Here is a 19784-nt window from a genome sequence, read left to right on the forward strand (position 1 = left end):
CGATGAGCGACGAGCGGCGCCCGGCCACGATCGACCCATGAGGCGAATCGCAGCATTAACGGCATGCGCGGCGACGGTGGCACTGGCCACGAGCGGTTGCGGCGGTCTGGATCTGGATGCCGAAGAGGTGCGCTCAGCACAGTCGTTCCCCGTGAACGGGACCTCTCTGAGGATCATCTCCTCTCTGGGCGGCGTCCACGTACTCGCCGGCACCGGCAGCACCGTCGAGGTGGAGCGGTGGGTACGCGGCAAGGCCGCCGACGACGGCGGCGCCGCCTGGTCCCTGCGGGACGGCACCCTGCGGCTCAGCGCGAACTGCACCATGGTCTTCGGCGACTGCGGCGCCCGCTACCACGTCAAGGTCCCGCCGGGCGTACGGCTGTCGATCGACGCGGCGGACGGCGTCATCCTGAAGGACCTCCCTCAGGACGTGGACGTGGCGAGCCGGGATCGCATCCAGGTGTCCGGCACCTCGGGAAAATTGCGGCTGCGCAGCGAGGGCCCGATCACGGGTGACGGGCTGAAGTCCGCGAACGTCCGATGCCGGACCCTGGACGGCGCGATCGACCTCTCCTTCACGAGCGCACCGGCCAACCTGGACCTCCAGTCCAGCGATGGCAAGGTGACGGCGACCGTGCCGAGGGGCTCCTATGCGGTGACGGCGAACAGCACGGACGGCAGCGAGCGCTCCGAGATCAAGAACGACTCCAAGGCCACCAGCAAGATCGTCGCCCACAGCACCTCGGGAAACGTCCGCATCCTGGCCCGCTGACCGACGCCGGGCACCCTGGACATGGCGTGCCCGGCGTCGAGGATTGGGCGGCCGGGTCATGGAGGGCCCATGAAAGCTCAGCACCGCGCGTGACGGGTGCCCCGGCGACTGATCAGCCGACCCGCTCGAAAGGCGTCGGGGTCTGGCCCGTCCAGCGGTACAGCTGGGCGGTGCCGGTCTGCTTGGTGACGCCGCCCTCCGTGACGGTCCCGGCCTTGGAGACGTAGTAGCGGCCGCCACCGAGCGAGATCAGGCCATACTCACCGGTGAACTCCCAGCCCCGCACCCCGGACGCGTCATGCTGCAGGCCACCCGGCGCCAGGGTGAGCAGCTCGCCCTGCTCCGGACGAGGCTGTCCGACGATGTCCCCCTTCCTGGGCTGCGCGCCGCCATCGACCATGAAGAACGAGTAGTTGGGGAACTGCGGCTTCTTGCCCTTGTACACGGCCATCATCCAGTTGCCGGTGTGCTCGTCGTACTCGAGGTTCTGCACGCCGTACGTGGTGTTGCCGGTGTAGGCGAAGTACTTGCCGTCGGTGTGCTCCGGTCCGCTGGTGTGCGGGGCGCTTTCGGTGAGCGGCCGCTCGTACTTCTTCCACTGCTGGATGTCGTACTGAAGCAGGACCTGGTAGTCGTTGTCCTGCCGGTCCACGTTCGAGTAGATGCCGTACGCCACAGTCAGCTTCTGCTTGCCGTGCTTCTTGCCGAACGCGGGGCCGAAGGAGACGCCGTCGATGCCGCTGCAGCCGTAGCGGTGGTCGGGGGTGTTGGCGATGTTGCCGTCGAACTTGCCGTCACCGTTCATGTCGGCCACATAGTCGGCCACGACCTCCTTGAGGTAGACCGTCTTGACGACGTCGGTGGTCTGGGCGTCCATGTTCATGCTGGTGATGCGGTCGACGTCGAAGATCGCGATGTAGAACGACTCCTGCGCCTTGTACTCGAGCGAGCCGTACACCCGGCCGTCCTGGGCGTTGAAGTCCAGGTCGCCGAGGTGTCCGGTGAAGCCTGTCACGGAGCCGACCGGGTTGCCCTTGAGGTCGGTCTTGACCAGGAGGTTGGTGAAGGAGAAGTACATGAACCCCTTGCGCTGGTCGATGGCCATGCCCTGCACGTGCCCGGCGGCCCAGGTGCCCCCGTAGATCTCTTTCGGCAGGTCGGCGGGGGTCGCTGTGGCCGGGGTGGTAGAGAAGAGGCCGAAGGTGGCGGTGGCGGCGAGGGTGAGCGTCAGGACTTTACGCATGGTGCGGTACCCGTCTTCGGTTGTGGATCTTACCGAGACGAGACGTTAGCCCGCTGTCATGACGATGTCTGACAAATCAGTAAATCGGCAGTGAAGTCCAGCCGAACGACATATCCAGGGCTGTGCGCGCCCTGCGACCGACGGATGGTTCGCCTTCCAGGACTACAACCACGCCTCATCACGAGGATCGACGACAGCGAGATCATCGGCAATTCCACCGGCGGTCGCCTGGATCAGACCTCCTACAGAGCTCTCCGCCTGCATGGCAGCTTTGAAGAAGTCCATCGAGCCAGCCCTTCCGGCCTTCTTGTATGCGAGGGCCAGCTCGTATGCCGCATTGACCAGTTGGAGACCGCGCACCCGGAGGGCAGCGGCCTCAGGAACCTTGCCCATGGCCCTGCCCTTCCAAAAAACCGCCATATCCCGCCAGTAGGCCGCCTCTTCCCGACCGTTGTCGCTACTCTCCAGTCCGATGGCCTCGCACGCCAGCAGTACGGCTACTTCGTAGGCAGCCCGAGCGTCCCCATCCTCAGCCTGCTTGAGCCGTCGGCTGCCCAGACGGCCCCAACTGTCCGGCATGCGCCGGACTAGCAGAGTAGTCCTCCGCGAAGGCCCTTCCCCGTGAGCCGGGCCCAGGACGTCACCTTCGATCTCGTTGCTCGTAGGCTCTGGCTCTGCACCGCCGCTATGTGGGGCAGCGTAGGTCTGCGGTGCGGATAAGCCACCTTCCTCGTCCTCCTTTGCGGCCTGCCACAGCTGAGCGAACTCCTTCAGCAGGGACTCTTGGGCAGCAATATCGAGATTCGACTTGGTGGCGATGCGGTGACACACGACCACCAGCGTGCGTACGAGCCACCAGTCAGGAGTCCTCTTGTACTTGCCGCTGATCAGGTCGCAGGCGGTGGCTCGTGGGAGATGCCTGAGCCAGTGACCGTCCTCCTCCTCAGCCTCCGCGATGATGCGCTCGGCCTCCCGAGTGAGCGTCTGATATGACGGCTGGCCCGCTTCGACGCTGTACAACTTTCTGATCCGCGTCGCGAGTAGCGCTAGGCGGGTACCACCTGGGCTGGCTCCAGTCATGATCCAACCTGTTTCGGGATCGAAGGCCCGTTTAGGGACGAAAGGGGGCAGGCCGACGCGGAGGAAAAGTGCACTCTGCCGTTCGGCCTGAGAGGTAACTATGGTCCCACAGGTCAGTCTCAAGGGGGTTCGCCACGCTAGGCATGGCATACCCCACTTGGCCGATTTACTCCGAGACTTCCGGTGGCGTCCGGCGGCATCCGGAGCCGAGACCTTCTCATCCGGCGACGATTCCACCCCATCCGGGGTTTGATCAACGCAAAGTGTGAGGACTCACGCTCTGCTACTCGTACTCCTATGACACTCTGTTCAGGGCTCAGACGCGGTAAGTACGGGGTCGCCACTCAAGAGGAGAACGAGGCGTGAGCAAGGCGAACCTCATCTGGTGGGCCGTCGCAGGTGCCCTGCTCTCCCTCTTGATCGGCGTTGTCGGCGCCCTGCTTGCCCTCGGCAATGGGGACGTGGTCACCGAAGCGGTCATCTTCGGCGCAAAGGCAGCAGGAGGCTGCGCGGGACTATGGATCGCGGCTACCGCAGCCATACATGCAGTACTCAAACGGTAGATCGCCAAGAACGTCGACAATTGTTCGGCTTCCCAGACGTGATACACCCTTGCCTGTTCATTCGGCAGGCGGGGGTGTGTCAGTTTGCTGCCCCGTGCGGTCGTAGCCTCGTCGAAGCTGGCCGAGGCCAGGAAGCGATCTGGTGGAAGCCGATGCCACGTCCGTCCGGCGAGCCGGGCGGACCGTGGCTGAGAACCGCATTATCGGGCCTGACTCCGCATTCCTGGAGGGAGTGCGGCTCTTGGGCCACCGCCCCGCCGGACGCTGTCCCGCTGGTGTGGACACCGATGGGGGCGGGGACCAGGCGCCGGTCAAGCACCCGGCGGTGACTGAACACTGCCGTCCGATTATCTTCAGTTGCAACCGATCGGCTCAGAGAACCAACCACCGTTCCCAGTGTTACACCGGCCGGCGCGGCCGGTCGATCTTGAGGCGATGCGAAGCGCGCAAGACCAGGCCGCTCCCTCACGCGATCGAAGACCCGCTCCGGCTTGACGATCAAACCCCTCCACCTGCCTCGGAATATACAGAGCTACCCTTCCCAGAAGTACACTTCTATATGGCAGCACCGGCGTAGTTTCAGGCCGGGACCCAGATCTCGTCGCACAGCAACATTCCGCTGACGGGTTCGTCGTTCACGCCGTGTCCCTATGACGGGCGCGACTCGGACTCCCCTGGAAGGGCGGGTTCTCAGACACGCGACAGGCCTCTGTACTCGCGGCGTGGATCACCTCGCCACGACCGCATCGGGCACTACTTCTCTATGCACCCGCTGGAGATATTCCACGGCATGCTCCGAGGCGGGATCATGGTTCAGCCGCTCTCGATAGAAGTGAAGCCGATCTTCACAGTCGTCGATGATCTCGCACCACGTTCGAGCCCAGATGCGAACCCCTCCCTCCCACTCGGCGATGCAGCCGGGTGGACGATTCGGCGCACTGGCATCCCGCCTTACGATGTCCGCCATCTCAGTGGAGACCACCCAGAAGTCCCATGAAACGCGTACGTCCCGGAACTGCGGATCGCTGACGATCGCCTCCGCATAGCTCTTGATTTGCGCTACCTCCACCTGGCCGATCTTGACGTTGGGCGCCTTGAGTTCGACCACAAGGTGTTCCCGCCCGGAACTCCCCCGGTGTGCGCGCCCAAGGAGGAGATCGACGATGCCCGCCCGTCCGTCCTCTCGGCGCACCGGATTCAGTTGGCCGTTTTCCGGCTCTCGGCCCAGTTCCTTGAGATGGCGGGCCAGGACGGCGTCCAGGCTCTGATCGCTGATCATCAGGGAGTAAGCATCCCCGAAAATCCACGTCTCACGCTCGAGTATCTTGTGCAGCTCGCTGCGTTCCTTGACGGTCCGGCTGATCTCGGGCTCGAAGACGAGCTTCTTCAAGGCCGCCAAGAAGTCGAGCCGATCACTGACGTGCCCCGTTGCCTTGATCACTTCCGAAAGGCTCGTCCGCTGCAGGATTCGCTTGAGCTCTTCCTGTTCCGATTGGGACAGCCGGAACAACTCATCCAGCACCGGGTACAGTCCGCTTGGATTCCGGGAAATGATCTCCCGGAGGAGCCGCAGGGTGGTCTTCTTGCTCTGCGTCACGCCTGGGAGACGCCGCGAGATCCTCGTAGCCACTTCGTCGAACATCTCACGTTCGACCGCTTGCGCGGGCTCGGCCGGCTCCTCGGAATATGGATAGACGCCCTCGTTCTTCCACTCCTGAATGAGCCTGGCCCGGCGCTCTTGATCGCGTCTCTTGAAGTGCGCACGCAGTGTCTCGCGCGCCAGCGCGAGGAGGGGCCCGATTTCGTCCATCTCCGCCAGCGGCAGGTCGTCCCTTCGCTCGACGAAGCCATCCCAGAGCAGATAGGCGGTGAAGTGATATCCGGGCGCCTGAATGCCCGGCGAAGGTTCATCCAGCACGACACCGTTGGCATCGCAGAGAGCGAGCACCCGCCCGACGTCCTTCGGCCATTCAATGACGCGTAGCACAGGGTCGGCCGCCACGTCCGGGGCAGGCCAGGGCACTTGATACTCGGCCATGTCCGTCCACACAGTCGACGGGTCCAGGGCCGTGCCCTGATAAGCGATCCGCACATCCAGATTGGCTGCCAGGAACGGCGCGAAAATCGAGGCCAACTGCTGAGCGATGTCGTCCTGCGTGAGCCGAGTAACGAAGTCCGCCGGGACCGACGCCTCTACACGCGTGCCGCAAGGCGCCTTCACATATTCCGGCTCCGATATATCGAAATCGGCAGGTCGATCTACCGCCCCGCTGATGACAGTTCGTTCGATCCGGCCATCTGCCGCCTGCGCCACCGTGACCCATCGGACCTGCTCGCCGAGTGCAAAAGCGCGGAGGCGACCTTGCCCACTGCGCCCGTGGAGCCCCCGCTTCAGCACCGGCGAGACCTTCGCGCTGGTCTTCCAGGACCCACCCAAACCGCCGAAGTAATTCGCGCAGGAGGCGTTCGGCATGCCGTGGCCGTCGTCCGTGATACGGACCGACTCCACACCGCCCAGTTCGTTGACCTCGAGATCGACGCTGACGACGCTCGCCTCCGCGTCGAGCGCGTTCCAGATCATCTCCGCCACCGCGCCCACTGGGTCCTTCTGCTTGGCCAGGCGCAGCAGATGGTCCGGCTTGGCCTCGATGTGAACGGTACGCACACGGCCACTATCCCAGATGACGTGCGGAATCGCCCGTAAGATCGCTGGAAGCGAGATGTCTGCCGGCCGCCCTGCAATCAGAGCTTGGACATGTAGGTCGCAGCCGTACGCCTGATCGCGGGCCGACCTTGGTGCCCATCGCGGCGGTTACCGCTGTTCGGGTACGAACGTCGCGGCCCCTCCCACATCGACCACACTGCCGGCAACAAAGAATCGCGCAGTTTCTTCGTAGGGCTGCGAGCCGCCGCCGATGCCTTGCGATCATAATCTTGGTCGCGGCCATCGTCGCACTGGCCGCTTTCTGCATCGGGCGCGAATCGGGCGATAGCCGGGGCGAAGCCCTCAAAACAGCGGGAAGAGCATTTTTCGTAGTCCTCGGAATCGGCGCAACGCTACTGATCGCAGCCGCGGCGTTCAGGTCCTGGGATCGCCCAGCAAGCCCGGCCGCGACCGGCCCGGAGTTCATCAACAGCAGATGACGCAATGACGGGACGCGGGAGCCCGCCGACAGCGGGCTTCCCGTCCATACGTCGGCATCCGCCTCTCCAATCGGGCCTCTCACGGAACAGACACGGAGCAGTGATCGTTCAGGTCACGGTCACAAGACAACGAACCTCGCCTCTGCCGGTCAGCAGGCGAGGTTTCCGCATGTCAGGGCTACTTCAGCAACTGCCTGGCCATCACCATGCGCTGGATCTGGTTGGTGCCCTCGTAGATCTGGGTGATCTTGGCGTCGCGCATCATGCGCTCCACCGGGAAGTCCTTCGTGTAGCCGTACCCGCCCAGCAACTGCACCGCGTCCGTGGTGATCTCCATAGCCGCGTCCGAGGCGGCGCACTTGGCGGCGCTCGACAGGAACGTCAGGTCCTTCTGGGGCTCGCCGTGCATCGCGCGTTCCGACTTCGCGGCCGCGTGGTACGTGAGTTGCCGGGCCGCCTCCAGTTTCATGGCCATGTCGGCCACCATGAACTGCAGGCCCTGGAAGTCGGCGATCGGCCGGCCGAACTGCTTGCGTTCCTTCACGTAGCCGATCGCGTAGTCCAGAGCACCCTGGGCGATGCCCAGGGCCTGGGCGGCGATGGTGATGCGGGTGTGGTCCAAGGTCGCCAGAGCCGTCTTGAAGCCGGTGCCGGGGGCGCCGATCATGCGGGTGGCGGGGATTCTGACGTTGTCCAGGATGACCTGGCGGGTCGGGGAGCCCTTGATGCCGAGCTTGCGTTCCTTGGGGCCGAAGGAGACGCCCTCGTCGGACTTCTCCACGACGAAGGCGGAGATGCCGCGGGCGCCGGCTGACGGGTCCGTGACCGCCATCACCGTGTAGTACTCGGAGACGCCGGCGTTCGTGATCCACATCTTGGTGCCGTTGAGGATGTACGAATCGCCGTCCGCCACCGCCCTCGTCTTCATCGCGGCGGCGTCCGAGCCGGCCTCCGGCTCCGACAGCGCGTACGAGAACATGGCCTCCCCCCTGGCCACCGGCGCCAGGTAGCGGGACTTCACCTCCTCCGAGGCCGACAGGAGGAGCGGGACGGTGCCGAGCTTGTTGACGGCGGGGATCAGGGAGGTGGACGCGCAGGCGCGGGCCACCTCCTCGATGACGATCACCGTCGCCAGCGCATCCGCCCCCGCGCCGCCGTACTGCTCAGGAACGTGCACGGCGTGCATGTCCGCCGCCACCAGCGCCTTGTAGACGTCCCAGGAGAACTCCTCGGTCTCGTCCGCCTCCGCGGCATGCGGGGCGATCTTCTCATCGGCCAGGGCCCGGACGGTCTCCCTGAGCATGTCGTGCTCTTCGGCGAGCGCGTAAAGAGGGAAGCTCATGCGGTAGATACTAGGACGTCCGAGCATCTTGTTACCAGCCGGTACGGTTTGCGGAGGGGCACCCGTGGCACGTAGCTGGTAGCGAAAGGCCGGTAGCATGCCTGCGCGATCGAAAGGAGCTCACTCGTGCCATATCGCCTCACGGTGATCGGGACCGGATACCTGGGCATCACGCATGCGGCATGCATGGCGGATCTTGGATTCGAGGTCCTAGGCCTCGACATCGACGCTGACAAGGTCCACCGCTTGAACAGCGGTGAGCTCCCGATCCATGAACCGGGGCTGGAACCCGTGCTCCGCCGTGGGCTCGAATCCGGCAAGCTTCGCTTCACCACCTCCTACGAGGAGGTCGCCGAGTTCGGCGACGTGCACTTCATCTGCGTCGGCACACCGCAGAAGCGCGGCGAGTACGCGGCCGACGTCTCCTACATGGACGCCGCGATCGAATCCCTTGCCCCGCTGCTCGACCGGGAGTGCCTGGTCGTCGGCAAGTCGACCGTGCCCGTGGGCACCGCGGAGCGCCTCGCGGACAAGATGGCGCGCCTGGCCCCGGCAGGAGTCGAGGCCGAGCTGGCGTGGAACCCCGAGTTCCTGCGGGAGGGGTTCGCCGTGCAGGACACCTTGCACCCGGATCGGATCGTGTTCGGCGTCCGTACGGAACGGGCGGAGAAGGTGCTGCGTGAGGTGTACGAGCCGCTGGGCGACGTTCCGATCGTGGTGACGGATTTCGCCACGTCCGAGCTGGTCAAGACGGCCGCCAACGCCTTCCTGGCCACGAAGATCTCTTTCATCAACGCCATGGCCGAGGTCTGCGAGGCCGCGCATGCCGATGTCCAGCAGCTGTCGGAGGCGCTCTCGTACGACGACCGGATCGGCGGCCGTTACCTCAACGCCGGACTCGGGTTCGGCGGCGGTTGCCTGCCCAAGGACATCCGGGCGTTCATGGCCCGCGCCGGTGAGTTGGGCGCGGACCAGGCGCTGACGTTCCTGCGCGAGGTGGACGCCATCAACATGCGGCGGCGCGCCCGCATGGTGGACCTGGCCAGGGTGCTGGCGGGCGGTTCCTTCCACGGGTGCACCGTGGGCGTCCTGGGAGCGGCGTTCAAGCCGAACTCGGACGACATTCGCGACTCACCCGCTCTCGACGTCGCGGTCACCATTGGCCACCAAGGCGGACAGGTCACCGTCTACGACCCGATCGCGCTCGACAACGCTCGCAAGGCTCATCCCGAGCTGAACTATGGCGCGTCGGCTGTCGAGGCGGTTCGCGGGGCGCATGTGGTGTTGCTGCTCACGGAGTGGCAGGAGTTCGTGGACCTCGATCCGGAGGAACTGGGCGCGGTGGTCGCCACCCGGCGCATCGTCGACGGGCGCAACGCGCTGGACGCTGAGACGTGGCGGTCGGCCGGCTGGCACTACCGGGCCCTAGGCCGGCCGTAAGGCCTCCCGCCCCGGTCAGAGCTCGGCGGCCTCGGCACGCAGGCGCTCACCCTTGGCGTACGCCTGCTCCTTGAGCCGCTCCTGGAACTCCTCCATGCGCCGGCGAAGATCGGCGTCGGAGGCGGCGAGGATGCGTACGGCCAGCAGGCCCGCGTTACGTGCCCCGCCCACCGCCACCGTGGCGACCGGGACCCCGGCCGGCATTTGGACGATCGACAGCAGAGAGTCCATGCCGTCGAGGTATTTCAGCGGCACCGGCACCCCGATCACCGGCAGCGGCGTCACCGACGCCAGCATGCCGGGCAGGTGCGCGGCCCCGCCGGCGCCCGCGATGATCACCTGGAGGCCCCGCGAGGCGGCCTGACGACCGTATTCGATCATCTCGGCCGGCATGCGGTGCGCGGACACGACGTCCGCCTCGAAGGGCACGCCGAACTCCGCCACCGCCTCCGCCGCGGCCTTCATCACCGGCCAGTCGGAGTCGCTGCCCATCACGATGCCGATTTTCATGTGTATTCCCCGGTGGTCAGGTAGACGGCGGCGTGGCGAGCGCGGGCGCGGACCTCGTCCAGGTTGGAGCCGAGGGCGGTCACGTGGCCGATCTTGCGGCCGGGACGCACCTGCTTGCCGTAGAAGTGCATCTTGATGCCGGGGTCGTGGGCCAGCACGTGCTCGTAGCGCTTGAACAGGTCGGGGTCGTCGCCGCCCAGCAGGTTGACCATGACGACGGCCTGGGCGGTCATCGTGGGCGAGCCGAGCGGCAGATCCAGCACGGCCCTCAGATGCTGCTCGAACTGCGACGTCCGCGCGCCCTCGATCGTCCAGTGGCCGCTGTTGTGTGGCCGCATGGCCAGCTCGTTGACCACCAGACCGCGGGCCGTCTGGAACATCTCGACCGCCAGCAGCCCGGTCACTCCCAGCTCGTGGGCGATCTTCAGGCCGATGCGCTGGGCCTGCGCGGCGTCCTCCTGGTCGAGATCGGGGGCGGGCGCGAGCACCTCGACGCAGATGCCGTCCTGCTGCACGGTCTCCACGACCGGGTAACTGACGCCCTGGCCGTGCGGCGAGCGGGCCACCAGCACCGCCAACTCCCGCTCGAACGGCACGAACGCCTCGGCCATCAGCTCGGTGCCGGACGCGAACGCCTCCTCCGCCTCGGCGGCGTCAGCGCACACCCACACGCCGCGGCCGTCGTAGCCGCCGCGCACCGCCTTCAGCACCACGGGCCAGCCGTGCTCGTCCGCGAAGCCCGAGACGTCCTTCGCCGACGACACCCGCGCCCAGGCCGGGCAGGGCACGCCGATCGCGGTCAGCCGCTCGCGCATGGCCGCCTTGTCCTGCGCGTGCACGAGGGCGTCGGCCCCCGGGTGAACGGCGTGGCCGCTCTTCGCCAGAGCCCTGATGTGCTCGGTCGGGACGTGCTCGTGGTCGAACGTGATCGCGTCGCAACCTTGGGCGAACTCGCGAAGAACGTCCAGATCGCGGTAGTCTCCGATGCGCGTGTCGACGATCACCCGTGCGGCGCTCTCATCCGGAGCACCGGCGAGCACCCGCAGCTCGACGCCGAGTGCGATGGCGGGCGGCTGCGACATCCTGGCCAGCTGGCCGGCGCCGACGATGCCGACGACCGGGCCGATGGGGTGGTATGAACTCACGCCAGGTGAGCTTACCGGGACGCAACGATGACTAACCCATCGCTCGCATCCATAGGGTCTAGGCGTGAACGACACGCCCACCACTGGAACCGTGAGCGACATGACCACCACTGGAACCGTGAGTGACACGCCCACCACTGGAACACTGCACCACGTGGAGATCTGGGTCCCGGATCTGCCACGGGCGATCGGCAGCTGGCAGTGGCTGCTGGAAGCGCTCGGCTACACCGTGTCCCAGGACTGGGCGGGCGGCCGGAGCTGGCGGCTGGGGCCGACCTACCTGGTGATGGAGCAGTCGCCCGCCCTCACCGCCGACCGCCACGACCGCCGCCGCCCCGGCCTGAACCACCTGGCCTTCCACGTGGAGAGCCGCACCCGGCTGGATGCCCTGGTGCAGCAGGCCCCGGCGTATGGCTGGACGCTGATGTTCCCCGATCGCCATCCGTACGCCGGCGGCGAGCAGCACTACGCCGCATACCTGGAGGACAAGGACGGGTTCGAGATCGAACTCGTCGCCTTCGACCGGCCAGGCCCTTCCTGAGCCCGCGGATCGGCGGTTCGTCAGCTGCCGAGGGAGGTGACGGGGCTGGGCGGTCGTTCCGGGTCGCCTCACAGGCACGGCCGCCCAGCGACCTGCACCGCAGCGTAATGGCAGCCGATCAGAATTGCCGCCTATAGGACGACATTTCTAAACCGGCTCTTGACGCGGTAAGTTCATCCGTCTGACACCGGCCCTACATCGTGACCGGTACGCTGGGGTGACCAGCAGCAGCCCGATGGAAGGGACCGAGCAGAGACGTGGACTTCGTTAAACGCCTCTACGAGCGGTTCGCGGCCCTTGTGCATGAGCTGGCCAAGTTCGGCAGCATCGGCGCCGTCGCCTTCGTCCTCGACACCGGGGTCTACAACCTCTTCCTGCTGGGGCTGGAGTGGGGGCCGCTGACGTCCAAGGTCCTGGCGACCACGATCTCGGCGACGTTCGCCTACGCGGGCAATCGCTTCTGGACGTTCCGGCACCGCGAGCAGAGCGGGCTGGGGCGCGAATACTTCCTGTTCTTCCTGCTCAACGGCATCGCACTGCTGTTCGGGCTGCTGGTGATCGGCTTCACCAAATACACGCTCAACCTGGACGACGGCCTCAGCCTCAACATCGCCAACTTCTTGGGCGTCGGGCTCGGCACGCTGTTCCGCTACTGGTCTTACAAGAAGTGGGTTTTCTTGGAGGCCACCGAGCCGCTCCCGGTCGAGCTGCCCGAGGCCGTCAGGCAGGACCGCTGACGACTCGGCTCCTGCTGTCTTCGTTCGCCGGGCGCAAGAAGATGGCGAACGTCGCGGGACGGCGGCGCACGAGCTCCAGTCGGCCGCCGTCGGCGGCGGCCAGCGCGCGGGCGAGCGTCAAGCCGAGGCCGGTCCCCCCGCCGCCACTGACGTTGCGGTCGAAGATCTTGGGGGCGATCTCGTCGGCGATGCCGGGGCCCTCGTCCGCGACCTCGATCACCACGTAGTTGTCGCCGCTGCTGGTGGTGATGGTGACGGCGCCACCGCCGTGGCGCAGGGAATTCTCCAGCAGGGACGCGATCACCTGGCCGAACCCGCCGGTCGTGGCCATCGCCATCAGCTCGCGCGCGCCCTCCAGCCGCAGCATGCGTCCCGCGTCCCTGAACACCGGCTCCCACTCGGTGATCTGCTGGCCGAGCACGATGTCGATGGCGACCGGTTCGGCTTGGGCGTGGCGCTGGCGGCGGGCCGCCGACAGCAGCTCGTCGATCACGGCGGTCAGCCGCTCCGCCTGCACGATCGCCGCCTCGCCCTCCTCGCGTACCACCTCGGGGTGGTCGGAAGCGGCGACGATCTCCTCCAGGCGCATGGTGAGGCCGGTCAGCGGGGTGCGGAGCTGGTGCGAGGCGTCGGTGGCGAACTCGCGTTCCCTGGTGAGCAGGTCGGAGATACGGGTGGCGCTGCGATCGAGCACCTGGGCCACCCGGTCGAGCTCGGGTATGCCGTAGCGGTGTTTGCTCGGCCGCGCGTCGCCGGAGCCCAACCGTTCGGCGATCTTCGCGAGGTCCTGCAAGGGCAGTGTCAGCCGCCGGGACTGTACGACGGCCAGACTGACGGCCACCGCCAGGGCGGCCACGGCCAGGGCGACGATGAGGAGCAGGCGGGCCCGGACATCCCGCTCAACCTGATCGCGGTCACGACTTATCCGGACGTAGACGCCCGTGTTGGTCTGCGCGTCCTCTGTCATCAGGTGACCGGACGGCGGCGGCGTGCCGACAACGGTCACCCGAAGGGGGGTTCCGCGCTCCCAGATCTGTATGTACCTGCCTGGGTATTTCTGCTCCAGTTGCTGGGGATCCAGCGGTGTCTCCTGCACGCGGGCATACTCGACCTCTCCCACGAGGCGTTTTGCCTCAGCCCCGAGCTCTTGAGCCGCCTCGTCGACGATCAGGCGGCTCACTACGACGCCCAGGGGGACCCCCAGCAACAGGACCGCGATAACCGCGACGACCAGGGTGGAGGTGAGCAGTCGACGGCGCATCCGCCTACTCGCGTTCGAACCGGAAGCCGACTCCCCGGACGGTCGTGATGTAGCGAGGCTTGGCGGCGTCGTCGCCGAGTTTGCGGCGCAACCACGAGATGTGCATGTCGAGTGTCTTGGTGGAACCCCACCAGTTGGTGTCCCACACCTCGCGCATGATCTGCTCGCGGGTGACCACCTTGCCGGCGTCCCGTACGAGCACGCGCAGCAGGTCGAACTCCTTGGTCGTGAGATGTAGCTCTTTCTCCCCCATCCAGGCGCGCCGCGAGTCGGCGTCGATCCGCACCCCCTGGACGACCGGGGTCTCGGAGGTGCCGCGACGTAGCAGCGCGCGTACTCGGGCCAGCAGCTCGGCCAGCCGGAACGGTTTGGTGACGTAGTCGTCCGCGCCGGCGTCGAGCCCGACGACGGTGTCGACCTCGTCGACGCGGGCGGTGAGTATGAGAACTGGAGTGCCGTGGCCCTCGGCCCGGATCCGGCGGGCCACTTCCAGGCCGTCCATCTCTGGAAGACCAAGATCAAGAACAATGAGGTCGATGCCGCCCGACAGTGCCCTCTCGAGGGCCTGTGGGCCATCCGGGCTCACCTCGACCTGATAGCCCTCACGGCGCAGAGCACGCGCAAGAGGCTCAGAGATCGAGGTGTCGTCCTCGGCTAGAAGTACGCAGGTCATGAAGCGATCGTAGGACCTTAGGCGATCGTTTCCCGGGCACAGCGCGCAGTTTGACTCGTCATTGACCTATCTATTGACCTGGGCAAACACGACTAAAATACGGTTGGTCGTGATTAAATTACCGTGGCTTTCCGGGGGAGATCATTGGCTGATCATGCCCAGAGCCGGAATTCTTAACCGTCCGCCGCGCGGCGGCGCACCCAGGCGGGCGGTCACGTCCTTCCGTGACGGTATCGTCGCGGGCAATTTTGCGCTCTGTGTCGTATGACCTGTTCGCCGCGGGGGAACTGCACCGATCCTCATCCAGGACATTCTGCGGGGGAAAGGGAAGAACGATCATGTCAACGACTACCGACGAGTTCGCCGAGCGCCTGTTCCAGGCGTCGCTCGGCACCATCGAGGTCCTCTCCGTGCACATCGGCGACCGCATGGGCTGGTACCGCGCGCTGGCCGCGCACGGCCCGGCCGGGCCGGACGAGCTGGTCGCGCGGGCCGGCGGCCACGAACGCTACGCCAGGGAATGGCTGGAGCAGCAGGCCGCCTACGGGATCCTGGAGGTCGCCCCGGACGGCCGCTTCGTGCTGCCGAAAGGCGCTGCCGAGGTGCTGACGAACGAGGCCGGCCTGGCCTACCTCGCGCCGCTGGCGCGGATGCTCGCGGGCGCCGCCGTGCAGATGCCCGCCCTCCTGGAGGCGTACCGGAGTGGCGGTGGCGTCGGCTGGGCGGAGTTCGGGCCGGATGTGCGGGAATCGCAGGCCGACATGAACCGGCCGTGGTTCGAGCACGCGCTGCCCGGCGCCCTGGCCGGCGTGCCGGACCTCGACGCCGCGCTGCGCCGCCCCGGCGCCCGCATCGCCGACGTCGGCTGCGGCGGTGGCTGGTCGACCATCGCGCTGGCCAGGGCGTACCCGGAGGCGATGGTGGAGGGCGTCGACATCGACGCGCCGTCGATCGAGCTGGCCGAGCGCAACGCGGCCGTCTCAGGTCTCGGCGAGCGGGTCTCGTTCCGCCGTGTCGACGCAGCGGCCTTGGGCGACGGCCGGTACGACGCCGTCTTCGCCTTCGAGTGCGTGCACGACATGCCGCGACCGGTGGACACGCTGGCGGCGGTGCGGCGCGCGGTCGTGCCCGGCGGGCCTGTCGTCATCATGGACGAGGCCGTGGGCGAGTCCTTCGCGGGCCCGGCTGACGACACCGAGCGGCTCATGTACGGCTTCAGCCTGCTCATCTGCCTGCCGGACGGGATGAGCGAGCAGCCGTCGGCCGGGACCGGAACCGTGCTGCGGCCGGACACGCTGCGGCGCTACGCGCGGGCGGCCGGGTTCGGCGACATCGAGGTCCTGCCGATCGAGGACTTCGGCTTCTGGCGCTTCTACCGGCTGATCCCGTAAGCCGCGAAGCCGTCCCTCCAGGACACGTACGCAGGCGTCCAGCCGAGGCGCTTACGGGCGTAACGATTGTCCGCGCCGCGAGCGAACCCGTTCCGCGGCGCGTCGTCCTGAGGCGGCGCGGGCGCGCCGACGGCCCGGCAGAAGGCGGGCAGCCAGTGATGTGCGGGCGCGGGCTCGTCGTCACAGACGTTCACCGGACCGGACGGCCATTCCAGGGCCTGTACGGCGGCGGCCGCCGCGTCGTCGACGTGCACGAAGCTCGTCACGTCCGCATCGGCCATGAGCGCGCCCGAGCGGGCCTGCTCCGCCCGTTGCCCACGCGGCTCGAACCAGGTGCCGGGGCCGTAAAACATCCCGTAGCGCAGCACCACCCACTCCGGCAGCTCCCGGACCGCCGACTCCAAGCTCGCCACCGCCTCGACCATGGGCCGGCGTGTCTCGGGCGCGTTCACGTCGAGCGGGGTCTCCTCGGCGGCGGGGTCGTCGCCCGGCTCGTACACCCACGCGATGCTCTGCGCCACGATGCGCCGCACTCCAGCCGCCAGGGCCGCGTCGACCAGGTTGCGGGTGCCGATCTCGCGGATCCGGCTGTTGGCGGCGAAGTCACCCCCGCTCAGATCCGTCAGCTGGTGCATCACGACGTCGGCGCCGGACTCACGCACCGCGGTCCGCAGCGCGGCGGCGTCGTACACGTCCACCTGCACGGGAACGGCGCCCAGGTCGCGCAGCAGCGCGGCCTTCGCCTCGTCACGGGTCGTCGCGGTCACCGTGTAGCCGTGGGCGACCAGGAGCGGGACGATCCGGCGGCCCAGCACCCCGGTGCCGCCGGCCAGGAACACCTGCAAGGTCATGCCACCTCACGCTAGGGCGTCGCCGGTTCGGGGAAATAGTCCACTTGACCCGCATTCCTGTGGACCACTTAGTTACCGTTGTCCCTCATGACAGGCTTGACGCTCTGGTACGACCGGCCCGCGATCGACTGGGAGACCGAGGCGCTGCCGATCGGCAACGGGGCGCTCGGCGCGATGATCTTCGGCGGCACGGCACTCGAGCAGATCCAGTTCAACGAGAAGACCCTGTGGACGGGAGGGCCGGGGTCGCGGCAGGGCTACGACTTCGGCAACTGGACCGCCCCGCGCCCCGGCGCGCTTTCCGAGGTCCGCGAGCGGCTGGACCGCGAAGGGCGGATGGACCCGGAGGAGGTCGCGGCCAGGTTGGGTCAGCCGAAGTCGGGCTTCGGGGCGTACCAGACCTTCGGCGACCTGTGGCTGGACCTGCCCGCGGGCCCGCCCGCGACCGGCTACCGCAGGGAGCTGAGCCTGCGCGAGGCCGTGGCCGGGGTGACGTATACGGCCGGCGGGGTGCGGCACACGCGCGAATACTTCGCCAGTCACCCGGGCAACGTGATCGTCGGGCGGATCTCGGCCGACGAGCCGGGGGCGGTGGAGTTCACGTTGCGGGCGTCCTCGCCGCACGACGACAAGCGGATCAGCGTCGCGGACGGGCGGCTGACGATGCGCGGTGCGCTGGCGGACAACGGGATGATGTTCGAGGCCCAGGTGCAGGTGGTCGTGGAGGGCGGCACACGGGCGGACGAGGCCGATCGCATCACGGTCACCGGGGCCGACAGCGCGGTGTTCATCCTCTCGGCCGGCACCGACTACTCCCCCGTCTACCCGGCCTACCGGGGCGAGGACCCGCACGACGCCGTCACCGCGACCGTGGACAAGGCGGCGGCGCAGGGATATGACGCGCTCAAACAGACGCACCAGGACGACTACGTGCGGCTGTTCGACCGGGTGGAGCTGGACCTCGGGCAGGAGACGCCGCAGGTGCCGACGGACCGGCTTCGGGCGGCCTACACCGGCGGCGACTCGGCCGCCGACCGCGCGCTGGAGGCGCTGTACTTCGCCTACGGACGCTACCTGCTGATCGCCTCCTCACGAGCGGGGTCGCTGCCGGCGAACCTGCAGGGCGTGTGGAACGACTCCACCAGCCCGGCCTGGGCAGGCGACTATCACGTCAACATCAACCTGCAGATGAACTACTGGCCCGCGGACGTGGCGAACCTGGCCGAGACCGCGCAGCCGTACGACGACTACGTGCAGGCCCTGATGGCGCCGGGCCGGCGGACGGCGCGGGAGATGTTCGAGGCGGACGGGTGGGTGGTGCACAACGAGACGAACCCGTTCGGGTTCACCGGCGTGCACGACTGGGCCACCGCGTTCTGGTTCCCCGAGGCGGCGGCCTGGGTGGCACAGCACCTGTACGACCGCTACCGGTTCAGCGGGGACGCCGGCTACCTGCGGGAGAGCGCCTATCCGGTGCTGAGGGGGGCGGCCGAGCTCTGGCTGGACACGCTGCACACCGACCCGCGGGACGGGACGCTCGTCGTGTCCCCCAGCTACTCGCCCGAGCACGGGGATTTCTCCGCGGGAGCGTCGATGTCGCAGCAGATCGTCTGGGACCTGTTCACGAACGTCGCGGAGGCGGCGGACATCCTGGACGTGGACGCCGAGTTCCGCGCGCGGGTGCTGGACGCGCTGGAGCGGCTGGATCCCGGCCTGCGGATCGGGTCATGGGGCCAGTTGCAGGAGTGGAAGGCGGACTGGGACGAGCAGGACGACACGCACCGGCATGTCTCGCATCTGTTCGGACTGCATCCCGGACGGCAGATCGTCGCGGAAAGCCCTGAGGGCGAGGCCGCCAAGGTCACGCTGGCGGCCCGGGGCGACGGCGGCACCGGATGGAGCAAGGCCTGGAAGATCAACTTCTGGGCGCGGCTGCTCGACGGCGATCACGCGCACCGGATGCTGGTCGAGCTGCTCACGCACTCGACGCTGGACAACCTGTGGGACACGCATCCGCCGTTCCAGATCGACGGCAACTTCGGGGCCGTCGCGGGGATCGCGGAGATGCTGGTGCAGAGCCACCACGGGGTGATCCACGTGTTGCCGGCGCTGCCGCCGGCCTGGCGTACGGGGTCGGTGCGCGGCCTGCGGGCCCGCGGCGACCTGACCGTGGACGTCTCGTGGCGCGACGGGGTCGCCGAGAAGGTGACGCTGCACACGGGACGTGACGGGGAGATCAGGGTGCGGGCGGCCGTCGAGGGCCCGGTGTGGGACGGCGCGAGCCGTTCCGGGGACATGTGGAGCTGGGAGGCGCAGGCCGGAGAGTCGTACACGATGGGCGGGTGAGCCGGGCCCGCCCGCCCCATCGGCAGGGTCAGTCGTCGGCGGACGGCGGCTCGGCGTAGCGGGCCAGGTAGAGCTGGATGCCCAGGCTGTTGATGAGGCCGAGCTCGGTCTCCAGATAGTCGATGTGCTGTTCCTCGTCGCGGAGGATGTCCTCGAAGATGTTGGCCGAGGTGATGTCGCCCTTCTCGCGCATGAGGGCGATCGCCGGGCGCAGCCGCTGCACCACCGACATCTCCACTTCCAAGTCGGCCCTGAGCTGCTCCTCGACGGTCTGCCCGATGTGCAGGGTGCCTAGTCTCTGGTAGTTGGGAAGGCCCTCCAGAAAGAGAATGCGATCGGTGAGGCGCTCGGCGTGGCGCATCTCGTCGATCGACTCTTCCCGGGTGTGCTCGGCGAGTTTGGTGTAGCCCCAGTTTTCCTGCATCTTCGCGTGCAGGAAATACTGGTTGATCGCGGTGAGCTCGGCGGTCAACTGTTCGTTGAGCAACTCGATGATCTGCTTGTCGCCCTGCATGTGACGGGCCCCTTGCTGCTATCCGGCTATGCGGTCGTCAGTTCTTCCGACCGTTTCAGGATCGCACAGATCTTCCGCACACATCGGGCACAGTCCCCACCAGCCCCGGTGGTGTCGCGAATCTCCTTCGCGCTCGTCGCCCCCGAGGCAATGCAGTCGTGCACTTCGTTCTCGGTCACAGCACGACAAATGCACACGTACATCCAGGGACGGCCTCTCGCCAGGAGTTGG

The 19784-nt window shown here is 67.3% G+C and carries 18 protein-coding genes; 7 read left to right on the plus strand and 11 right to left on the minus strand.

The features are described from left to right. The first annotated feature begins 37 nt into the window (after positions 1 to 37). Entirely contained in the window at positions 38 to 772 is a 735-nt protein-coding gene (locus OHA25_RS58905; RefSeq protein WP_327585450.1) for a DUF4097 family beta strand repeat-containing protein, read from the plus strand. Positions 773 to 884: 112 nt separating this feature from the next. On the opposite strand, the gene OHA25_RS58910 is transcribed toward OHA25_RS58905, so the two are convergent. Together OHA25_RS58910 and OHA25_RS58915 are read right to left on the minus strand one after the other, a co-directional pair. After that, the gene (locus OHA25_RS58910) at positions 885 to 2015 is read right to left on the minus strand and encodes a hypothetical protein (RefSeq protein ID WP_327585451.1); all 1131 of its coding nucleotides are present in this window, start codon (positions 2013 to 2015) and stop codon (positions 885 to 887) included. A gap of 162 nt (positions 2016 to 2177) precedes the next feature. Continuing rightward, complete coding sequence (locus OHA25_RS58915) at positions 2178 to 3095, minus strand: hypothetical protein (protein ID WP_327585452.1); 918 nt, start codon at positions 3093 to 3095, stop codon at positions 2178 to 2180. Between the two features lie 362 nt (positions 3096 to 3457). Between OHA25_RS58915 and OHA25_RS58920 the strand changes: the two genes are divergently transcribed. Next, a complete protein-coding gene (locus OHA25_RS58920; RefSeq protein WP_327585453.1) occupies positions 3458 to 3658 on the plus strand; it encodes a hypothetical protein in 201 nt (66 codons plus the stop codon). Positions 3659 to 4385: 727 nt separating this feature from the next. On the opposite strand, the gene OHA25_RS58925 is transcribed toward OHA25_RS58920, so the two are convergent. Then, positions 4386 to 6323, minus strand: coding sequence for an ATP-binding protein (locus tag OHA25_RS58925; protein WP_327585454.1), 1938 nt, complete (start codon positions 6321 to 6323; stop codon positions 4386 to 4388). 657 nt (positions 6324 to 6980) lie between these two features. After that, positions 6981 to 8144 carry an acyl-CoA dehydrogenase family protein gene (locus OHA25_RS58930; protein ID WP_327585455.1) on the minus strand — a complete coding sequence of 388 codons (1164 nt, stop codon included), beginning with the start codon at positions 8142 to 8144 and terminating at the stop codon, positions 6981 to 6983. A 126-nt stretch (positions 8145 to 8270) separates the two neighbouring features. On the opposite strand from OHA25_RS58930, the gene OHA25_RS58935 reads away from it, so the two are divergent. Next, positions 8271 to 9584, plus strand: coding sequence for a UDP-glucose dehydrogenase family protein (locus tag OHA25_RS58935; protein WP_327585456.1), 1314 nt, complete (start codon positions 8271 to 8273; stop codon positions 9582 to 9584). A gap of 15 nt (positions 9585 to 9599) precedes the next feature. Here the strand turns inward: OHA25_RS58935 and purE are convergent, their stop codons facing one another. After that, positions 9600 to 10094, minus strand: coding sequence for a 5-(carboxyamino)imidazole ribonucleotide mutase (gene purE / locus OHA25_RS58940; RefSeq protein WP_305920299.1), 495 nt, complete (start codon positions 10092 to 10094; stop codon positions 9600 to 9602). Continuing rightward, entirely contained in the window at positions 10091 to 11239 is a 1149-nt protein-coding gene (locus tag OHA25_RS58945) for a 5-(carboxyamino)imidazole ribonucleotide synthase (RefSeq protein WP_327585457.1), read from the minus strand. The genes purE and OHA25_RS58945 overlap by 4 nt, the downstream gene beginning before the upstream one ends. Positions 11240 to 11303: 64 nt before the next feature. Between OHA25_RS58945 and OHA25_RS58950 the strand changes: the two genes are divergently transcribed. Beyond that, positions 11304 to 11780 carry a VOC family protein gene (locus OHA25_RS58950; protein WP_327585458.1) on the plus strand — a complete coding sequence of 159 codons (477 nt, stop codon included), beginning with the start codon at positions 11304 to 11306 and terminating at the stop codon, positions 11778 to 11780. A gap of 257 nt (positions 11781 to 12037) precedes the next feature. Continuing rightward, positions 12038 to 12517: a GtrA family protein gene (locus OHA25_RS58955; protein WP_327585459.1), complete on the plus strand. Its 480-nt coding sequence runs from the start codon at positions 12038 to 12040 to the stop codon at positions 12515 to 12517. Here the strand turns inward: OHA25_RS58955 and OHA25_RS58960 are convergent. Both OHA25_RS58960 and OHA25_RS58965 read right to left on the minus strand, forming a co-directional pair. Then, the gene (locus OHA25_RS58960) at positions 12501 to 13778 is read right to left on the minus strand and encodes an ATP-binding protein (protein ID WP_305920295.1); all 1278 of its coding nucleotides are present in this window, start codon (positions 13776 to 13778) and stop codon (positions 12501 to 12503) included. The two genes, OHA25_RS58955 and OHA25_RS58960, sit on opposite strands and share 17 nt — an antisense overlap. A gap of 4 nt (positions 13779 to 13782) precedes the next feature. Continuing rightward, positions 13783 to 14451 (minus strand): response regulator transcription factor, encoded by a 669-nt coding sequence (locus tag OHA25_RS58965; protein WP_043620820.1) that lies wholly within the window; start codon positions 14449 to 14451, stop codon positions 13783 to 13785. A gap of 338 nt (positions 14452 to 14789) precedes the next feature. On the opposite strand from OHA25_RS58965, the gene OHA25_RS58970 reads away from it, so the two are divergent. Next, positions 14790 to 15842, plus strand: coding sequence for a class I SAM-dependent methyltransferase (locus OHA25_RS58970; protein WP_327585460.1), 1053 nt, complete (start codon positions 14790 to 14792; stop codon positions 15840 to 15842). Here OHA25_RS58970 and OHA25_RS58975 read toward each other — a convergent pair. Next, a complete protein-coding gene (locus OHA25_RS58975; protein WP_327585461.1) occupies positions 15824 to 16693 on the minus strand; it encodes an NAD-dependent epimerase/dehydratase family protein in 870 nt (289 codons plus the stop codon). The two genes, OHA25_RS58970 and OHA25_RS58975, sit on opposite strands and share 19 nt — an antisense overlap. 87 nt (positions 16694 to 16780) lie before the next feature. Between OHA25_RS58975 and OHA25_RS58980 the strand changes: the two genes are divergently transcribed. Next, complete coding sequence (locus tag OHA25_RS58980) at positions 16781 to 19039, plus strand: glycoside hydrolase family 95 protein (protein ID WP_327585462.1); 2259 nt, start codon at positions 16781 to 16783, stop codon at positions 19037 to 19039. A gap of 28 nt (positions 19040 to 19067) precedes the next feature. Here OHA25_RS58980 and bfr read toward each other — a convergent pair whose 3' ends face one another. Then, the gene (gene bfr / locus OHA25_RS58985; RefSeq protein ID WP_127939837.1) at positions 19068 to 19553 is read right to left on the minus strand and encodes a bacterioferritin; all 486 of its coding nucleotides are present in this window, start codon (positions 19551 to 19553) and stop codon (positions 19068 to 19070) included. A gap of 26 nt (positions 19554 to 19579) precedes the next feature. Beyond that, the gene (locus tag OHA25_RS58990) at positions 19580 to 19756 is read right to left on the minus strand and encodes a (2Fe-2S)-binding protein (protein ID WP_327585463.1); all 177 of its coding nucleotides are present in this window, start codon (positions 19754 to 19756) and stop codon (positions 19580 to 19582) included. Positions 19757 to 19784 lie beyond the last annotated feature (28 nt).

Source organism: Nonomuraea sp. NBC_00507 (assembly GCF_036013525.1).
Taxonomy (GTDB): Bacteria; Actinomycetota; Actinomycetes; order Streptosporangiales; family Streptosporangiaceae; genus Nonomuraea.

Excerpts from the sequence above, each read along its gene's own strand:
- OHA25_RS58990 (WP_327585463.1), bottom strand. The coding sequence starts at position 19,756 with ATGTACGTGTGCATTTGTCGTGCTGTGACCGAGAACGAAGTGCACGAC.
- OHA25_RS58910 (WP_327585451.1), bottom strand. The coding sequence starts at position 2,015 with ATGCGTAAAGTCCTGACGCTCACCCTCGCCGCCACCGCCACCTTCGGC.
- OHA25_RS58970 (WP_327585460.1), top strand. The coding sequence starts at position 14,790 with ATGTCAACGACTACCGACGAGTTCGCCGAGCGCCTGTTCCAGGCGTCG.
- purE (WP_305920299.1), bottom strand. The coding sequence starts at position 10,094 with ATGAAAATCGGCATCGTGATGGGCAGCGACTCCGACTGGCCGGTGATG.
- OHA25_RS58960 (WP_305920295.1), bottom strand. The coding sequence starts at position 13,778 with ATGCGCCGTCGACTGCTCACCTCCACCCTGGTCGTCGCGGTTATCGCG.
- OHA25_RS58915 (WP_327585452.1), bottom strand. The coding sequence starts at position 3,095 with ATGACTGGAGCCAGCCCAGGTGGTACCCGCCTAGCGCTACTCGCGACG.
- OHA25_RS58975 (WP_327585461.1), bottom strand. The coding sequence starts at position 16,693 with ATGACCTTGCAGGTGTTCCTGGCCGGCGGCACCGGGGTGCTGGGCCGC.
- OHA25_RS58965 (WP_043620820.1), bottom strand. The coding sequence starts at position 14,451 with ATGACCTGCGTACTTCTAGCCGAGGACGACACCTCGATCTCTGAGCCT.
- OHA25_RS58930 (WP_327585455.1), bottom strand. The coding sequence starts at position 8,144 with ATGAGCTTCCCTCTTTACGCGCTCGCCGAAGAGCACGACATGCTCAGG.
- bfr (WP_127939837.1), bottom strand. The coding sequence starts at position 19,553 with ATGCAGGGCGACAAGCAGATCATCGAGTTGCTCAACGAACAGTTGACC.
- OHA25_RS58905 (WP_327585450.1), top strand. The coding sequence starts at position 38 with ATGAGGCGAATCGCAGCATTAACGGCATGCGCGGCGACGGTGGCACTG.
- OHA25_RS58980 (WP_327585462.1), top strand. The coding sequence starts at position 16,781 with ATGACAGGCTTGACGCTCTGGTACGACCGGCCCGCGATCGACTGGGAG.